The 1,389-nt window shown below is 64.7% G+C and carries 1 protein-coding gene; it reads right to left on the bottom strand.

Going from position 1 to position 1,389, the window contains the following annotated elements; all coding sequences use genetic code 11:
• A partial coding sequence (locus VFZ66_07405; protein HEX6289000.1) for a hypothetical protein occupies positions 1–1,276 on the bottom strand: 1,276 nt, incomplete at its 3' end.
• Between the last annotated feature and the right edge of the window lie 113 nt (positions 1,277–1,389).

The following is a 1,389-nucleotide window of genomic DNA, read 5'->3' on the forward strand; positions in this document are numbered from 1 at the left end:
CACTGGCGACGGAGCCGATCTCCAGCTGCACATCATCGATCGTGATCTGCGTGCCTGCGGCGATAGCGCCGCCGAGCCCTGCGAACGGCTTCACGAACTGCCCATTGCCCGTGCCGCTCGCGGACACACGCTGCCAGCCTCCCGTCGCTGCGAGGACCGCCTGGACGATCGTGCTCAGCTCGCCGCCAGCGGGAGCGCTGAATCCCTTGGCGCCGATGAGCAGCTGCTGGCCTGCGGTAGCGTTGAACCAGACGCTCACCGTAAACGGCGTCCCGGTCGGGATCAGAATCCCATTCGATGTCGTCGCGCGCGGATTCGCTCCACCATTGCCTTGGAAACGCTGCGCCCAGGATCCGGTGTGTCCGGCGACGCGGGAGTAAGTCTGGGTGTTGCTGTAGTTCTGCCAGCCGTCCGCGGTGCCGTCTGCGTTGGTGTCGACCTCGAAGCCACCGAGCGAGCCGAGCAGATTGCCGCGGAGCCAGCCGGTCAGCACCGCATAGGCGAGCTTCACCGCGGGGAGTTCGAGATAGATGTACTCGGTGACTTTCTCGCGGCGCTCCGCGGGCTGCGCCGGGTCGACAACGTAGGTCGCCGGGATGGTGTTGAAGACGCCGCGAGTGCATCCCTGGAGCTGCGATCCAACGATGCTGGTGTATCGGATCACCTCGTCCTTGATTTTGATGTACCCCACCGTCGCATTCGGCGCGTCCGACCAGGCTGGCCCATGCGCGACGAGCTGCAGCAGCGCCGCGGATGTGAGATTGACCACCACATCCGTATCGAGCAGCGTCGATGCGAGGGTGGTCTGGGCCGGCTCGAATACGGTCGAGCGCAGGCTGCGCTGGATATCCAGGCACGCGATCTCATACCGACCGTCATTGAAGGTGACGCTGGAAATTGTCTGCGTTGCGACGAGCTGGAAATCCGCGAATCCGAGGCCCTCGTAGCCAACATAGAACTGGACGCGCTTGCCGCGCAGGCCCGCACCATCCGCAAGGCGCTCTCGCACCTCATCGGTGAACTGGTGGTCCAGGTCCACCAGCGCGAACGATGCGGATCCGATCTCGGCGACGGCCAGGTCCGGCTTCAATCGCTGGGTCGTGACGGTCGGCTCGGCCAGCAGCCCCTCAAGCACCGTGCCCGCAGTGACTCCCGTGATACCCGAATGGCTGGTGGCTGCGAGCGAATCGACATCGAAGCCGATGCGGACAACGAAGCGTGGCGACTTCGCTCGGGCGACGTTGTACGCAGAGAAAGTCTGGCTGTCCGTCCTCATGCGGTCTCGACCTCGATGTCAGCCGTGAACCAGTCGTTGGTGAGTGGGGCGCCGCCGACCGCCTGGAACTCGCTGAGCGTGTATCCGCTATCGCTGCGCTTCACATTCACCGC

It is taken from the genome of Herpetosiphonaceae bacterium, assembly GCA_036374795.1.
In the GTDB taxonomy this organism is placed as follows: Bacteria; Chloroflexota; Chloroflexia; order Chloroflexales; family Kallotenuaceae; genus LB3-1.